Below are 5,246 nucleotides of genomic sequence, written 5' to 3' on the forward strand. Positions count from 1 at the left end.
CAAAGCCCAGGGCATCGAGTTTAAAAATCCCCTGGCGGGCAGTATCCTTTGTTACTATCCCACCGAGTACCAGCTGGGCCAGCGGTGCCTGGCCATGGTGCGGGAACAGTGCGGTGTGGAGCTGAACCCCGACGAAGCAGCCTTCATTGCGCTGCACATCGTCAACGCCGAGCTCAACACCGATATGAGCGAGATGTATGACATCACCCGCCTGATCGAAGGGGTCATCCAGGTGGTAGAATACTATTACCGGGACCTGGGCGCTTTTGACCGGGAATCCCTGACCTTCCACCGGTTTGTGGTGCATCTGCGCTACTTTGCCCAGCGGTTGTTCCAGGGCAAGATGATGACCGATTCCGACAACGAGAGCGACGCGGAGTTCCGTGCGCTGATCGCCCGCAACTGCAAGCAGCATTACAAATGCGCCCAGTGCGTGGCCGAATATATTGAAAAAACCTGGCATCAGACCCTCTCCCAGGAGGAGCTGATCTACCTGACCATCCATCTGAAACGAGTGGCGGGCGACCTGCAGGAAGTTTCCACCTGACGGCAGGCAACAATCAAATAAAATGGATAGTTACTGCACCTTTGGTTGTGTAGGCTAGACCTGTATGACTCTGCCGATGGATCCCGGCGGGGTCGTATGGGTCTGTTTTTATATATAGAGTAGGGTTGTTTTTATATTTGGAATCTGGATTTGTCAAGGAGGATATTGTATGAAAGATAAGATCTTTGGGGTGCTGCAGCGTGTGGGCCGTTCCTTTATGCTGCCCATCGCCCTGCTGCCGGTAGCCGGTCTGCTGCTGGGCATCGGCAGTTCCTTCACCAACGAAACCATGCTGGAGGCCTACGGCCTGACCGGCGTCATCCACCCCGGCACCATGATCTACACGGTGCTGGATATCATGAACCAGTGCGGCAGCGCCGTGTTCAATAACCTGGCCCTGTTGTTTGCCATGGGCGTGGCCATCGGTATGGCCAAAAAGGAAAAGGAAGTGGCGGCGCTGTCCGGTGCCATTGCCTACCTGGTTATGAACACCGCCATCAGCGCCATGATCAACGCCGCCGGCGGTGTGGAGGCCATGGCCCCCAACACCACCACCTCCATGCTGGGCATCACCACCCTGCAGATGGGTGTTTTCGGCGGTATCATCGTCGGTCTGGGCGTGGCGGCACTGCACAACCGCTTCTATAAAACCCAGCTGCCCCAGGTGCTTTCCTTCTTCGGTGGCACCCGTTTTGTACCCATCGTCTGCACGGCCGTCTATCTGGTGGTAGGTATCCTGATGTTCTACATCTGGCCTGTGGTACAGACCGGTATCTCCATGCTGGGCAATCTGGTGCTGGTTTCCGGTTACGCGGGCACCTGGCTCTACGGCCTGATCGAGCGTGCCCTGATTCCCTTCGGCCTGCATCATGTGTTCTACATCCCCTTCTGGCAGACCAGCGTGGGCGGTACGGCCATCATCGATGGTGTGACCGTACAGGGCGCCCAGAACATCTTCTTTGCCGAGCTGGCTTCCAAGAATACGGTGGAATTCTCGGTTGCCGCTACCCGGTTTATGGCCGGTAAGTTCCCGCTCATGATCTTCGGCCTGCCCGGCGCGGCGCTGGCCATGTACCGTACCGCCCGCCCCGAAAAGCGCAAGGTGGTAGCCGGTCTGCTGCTTTCTGCGGCGCTGACCTCCATGCTCACCGGTATTACCGAACCGCTGGAATTCACCTTCCTGTTTGTGGCTCCTGCCATGTACGCCGTCCACTGCGTCTATGCCGGTCTGGCCTACATGCTCATGCATATCTTTAACGTGGGCGTGGGAATGACCTTCTCCGGCGGCCTCATCGACCTGACTCTCTTCGGTATCCTGCAGGGCAACGAAAAGACCCACTGGATCTGGGTGGTCATTGTGGGCGTGTTCTACTTTGTGCTGTACTACTTCACCTTCTACTTCATGATCACCAAGATGAACCTCAAGACGCCCGGCCGTGAGGACGAAGGCGAAGAAACCAAACTCTATACCCGTGCCGACTTCAAAGAAAAGACCGGCGTAGGCCCCGATGCAGCCGGTGCCAAGAGCAGCGATGCGGTTTCGGCGCTGATTTTGCAGGGCCTGGGCGGCAAGGCCAATGTCTCCGACGTGGACTGCTGCGCCACCCGTCTGCGTGTGACGGTGGTGGATTCCGCCAAGGTCAACGATGCCATGCTGCGCCAGAGCGGTGCTTCCGGTGTGGTGCACAAAGGCAACGGCATCCAGGTGATCTACGGACCCCAGGTGGCCGTGATCAAGTCCAATCTGGTGGATTATATGGAGAGCCCGACTTCCGATGCACCCGTGGCGGTGGAAGCCCCTGCCGCTGCCCCTGCCAAGAAGGAAGAAGCCCCCAAGGAAGCTGTCCCGGCCGAGACCTTTGGTGCTCATCTGGCCGGTGCGGTAGTCGCCATGGCTGATGTGAAGGATGAAGCCTTTGCCTCCGGCGTGCTGGGCGACGGCGTGGCCGTTGAGCCCGCCGAGGGCAAACTCTACGCCCCGGCGGATGCCACCGTGGATAACCTGTTTGATACCCACCATGCCATCAGCCTGGTGACCGAGGGCGGCGCCGAACTGCTGCTGCACATCGGCATCGACACCGTCAAACTGAACGGGGAGCACTTTACCGCCCATGTGAAGAATGGGCAGAAGGTCAAGAAGGGTGACCTGCTCATCAGCTTTGACATCGACGCCATCAAGGCGGCGGGCTACCTGGTCACCACGCCGCTGATCGTCTGCAACACCGACCGCTACACGGCAGTCAAAACGTTGGCCGAAGGCGAAGTGAAACCCGGCCAGGACCTGCTGCGGGTGGAGTAAGACTGCCGCAGCCGGCACAATACAAAAGGAGCGTCCGCGTGAGCGGACGCTCCTTTTTGTGCTGTATAATCTTACAGGAACAGCTCGTTCTCCTTGCGGGCAGAGCACAGGGGCTTCAGGGCCAGCTCCAGCCCGGCCACCAGCACGGGGTTCAGGCTGCGGGCGTGCACCGGGCACTGGGCGATGCACCGCATGCAGCTGATGCACTTGCTGTTGTCGGTGACTTTCGGGGCGGCGGGGTCGATGGCGCCCACCGGGCAGACGGCGGCACAGCGGCCACAGGCGGTGCAGTCTTTGCCGGCCTGGGGCACGATGCTGCGCACGCCGCGCTTTTTATAAGGCCGGTTGCCGGGCAGAGCGGGGGCGGTGGTGTCCCCGGCGTCCAGTTTGGCCTGGATCTTGCGCCAGAAATCCTTCAGCACGGCTTTGTCGGCTTCGTCGGGGCGGCCTGCGGCATACTTGCGGGCGATGGAATGCTCCGCCAGCGCGGCCACGGCAGCCACGGTGCGGAACCCGGCGGCCTGGGCAGTGTCTGCCAGTTCGGTCAGGGTGTCCTCGTAGGCGCGGTTGCCGTACACACAGACCAAAACGGCCCGGGCACCGCCGCCCTGCACTTTGCTCAACCGCTCCACGGCAATTTCCGGTACGCGGCCGCCATAGGAGGGAACTGCGATGACCGCTACATCCTGCCCGGTCAGGGTCACGGCGCTAAAGTTCACGCTGCGGTCGCACAGATCGATCACCTGGCCGCCTGCCAAAGCGTTTGCCACGGCCTGAGTGCCGCCGGTGGGGCTGAAAATCAGTTGATACACCATTTGCATTACCTTCTTTATGTTTAGGGTGCCTTTATCATACAAAATTCCGGGTGGTTTGTACAGCCCCGGGGAAAATCGCATATTTTGTGAACAAACGTTGCATGAAATGTAAACATTGGCACTCTACTGTTGACAGTGCTAATTTTGCGGTGCTATAATAAAGGCGTTCCAAGGGAACAGGGCGAAAGCCCCGCGGAAGACCTGCCGCCCCAGGAACGGAAAAATCACCTACGACACCGGAAAAAACACCGGTATCCGATAAATTTAGGAGGCATGACTTATGATGATGGTTCCTTATATGTTTCACGATGCTTTGTTGGATGACTGGTTCCAGAACGATTGGGACCGCGACTTTGACCGCATGATGCAGGCGGCGGACCCGCGTCGCGTGTTTGGCAAACGCAGCGCTAATGTGATGAAAACCGATGTGCGGGAGACCGCGACCGGGTACGACATGTTCGTGGATCTGCCGGGCTTCAAGAAAGAGGACGTGAAGCTGGATCTGCAGAATGGTTACCTGACCATCACGGCCAGCCGCAACGAGGACCGGGACGAGAAGGACAGCGACGGCCATTACATCCGTCAGGAACGGTATACCGGTTCCTGCGCCCGCAGCTTCTATGTGGGTGACCAGATCAAGCCCGAGGATGTGAAGGCCAGCTTCAAGGACGGCATTCTGGAATTGAGCCTGCCCAAGGCGGAGGCCAAAAAGCTGCCGGATAAGCAGCCCAACCAGATCGAGATCCTGTGATCTGATACGCAAAGGGGGACCATCCCGCAGGGGATGGTCCCCTTTTTTGCGGTGAAAACTGCCTGCAAAGAACCGCAAAAAGCATAAACGGGCAGGAAAAACCGCGGCGGTCGCGTGTCTGTACACCCACGGCAAGCGGTACGCTTTTGGGGACTTTGGCTTCTGTCCGCTTTACGGGGATTTTACCGGCAGTTGTAAAATTTTTCATTGACATTTTTCGGACGATGTGGTACGATAACCACGATTTTGAAAGACGAATCGTGTAGGAGTTTTTCAAAGCAATTTACCTGGGACCGCCCATCAGGGGCTAAGGCCATACGGACAGCCGGGTCCACTGCCGATCGGCAACTTGGGTTGCCTTATTGATTGAGTTAAAAGCTCAAATTTTATAAGTTGGTTCCTTTGATAACCAGAAATTGCGTGCCCGCACGCAGACTTGTGAAACGGTCAATAAGAGTAGTAAAAGTAGAATTGCTATATAGACTCTGGACACGATACGCCAAACATACAATTGCCCCGCCCTTGCCCTCATTCCATCAGGAGGACAGGGCGCTTTGCGGCGAAAAATGGCGAATACAAACGCAAGTCTGCACCCTTTTGGGGTACGGCTTGCGTTTTTTGTTTTGGGAACCACGGGACGGAGGAAAAGATGAACGGGAACGGAAACCACACCCGTCTGGACCAGCGCCGCGCGCCGATCCACGAGGCGCTGGAAAATTTCCGCCGCATGCGGGTGGTGCCCTTTGACGTGCCCGGCCACAAGCGCGGGCGCGGCAACCCCGAACTGACGGCCTTTTTGGGCCAGCAATGCGTGGGCGTGGATGTGAACAGCAT

General features: G+C 57.9%; 4 protein-coding genes and 1 pseudogene. 4 read left to right on the forward strand and 1 reads right to left on the reverse strand.

All coding sequences use genetic code 11. The features are described 5' to 3' along the window. Positions 1 to 547: PRD domain-containing protein (locus tag H6B10_RS12340; protein WP_204651882.1), on the forward strand; the 547-nt coding region annotated here is incomplete at its 5' end. A gap of 169 nt (positions 548 to 716) precedes the next feature. Continuing rightward, a complete protein-coding gene (locus H6B10_RS12345) occupies positions 717 to 2,846 on the forward strand; it encodes a PTS transporter subunit IIABC (RefSeq protein WP_204651883.1) in 2,130 nt (709 codons plus the stop codon). Between the two features lie 71 nt (positions 2,847 to 2,917). Here H6B10_RS12345 and H6B10_RS12350 read toward each other — a convergent pair whose 3' ends face one another. Continuing rightward, complete coding sequence (locus tag H6B10_RS12350) at positions 2,918 to 3,661, reverse strand: 4Fe-4S binding protein (RefSeq protein ID WP_204651884.1); 744 nt, start codon at positions 3,659 to 3,661, stop codon at positions 2,918 to 2,920. Between the two features lie 283 nt (positions 3,662 to 3,944). On the opposite strand from H6B10_RS12350, the gene H6B10_RS12355 reads away from it, so the two are divergent. Continuing rightward, a complete protein-coding gene (locus H6B10_RS12355) occupies positions 3,945 to 4,412 on the forward strand; it encodes an Hsp20/alpha crystallin family protein (RefSeq protein ID WP_204651885.1) in 468 nt (155 codons plus the stop codon). Between the two features lie 649 nt (positions 4,413 to 5,061). After that, a pseudogene (locus tag H6B10_RS12360) lies at positions 5,062 to 5,246 on the forward strand (arginine decarboxylase); the annotation flags it as partial.

It is taken from the genome of Gemmiger formicilis (assembly GCF_016901605.1).
Taxonomy (GTDB): Bacteria; Bacillota; Clostridia; order Oscillospirales; family Ruminococcaceae; genus Gemmiger; species Gemmiger formicilis_B.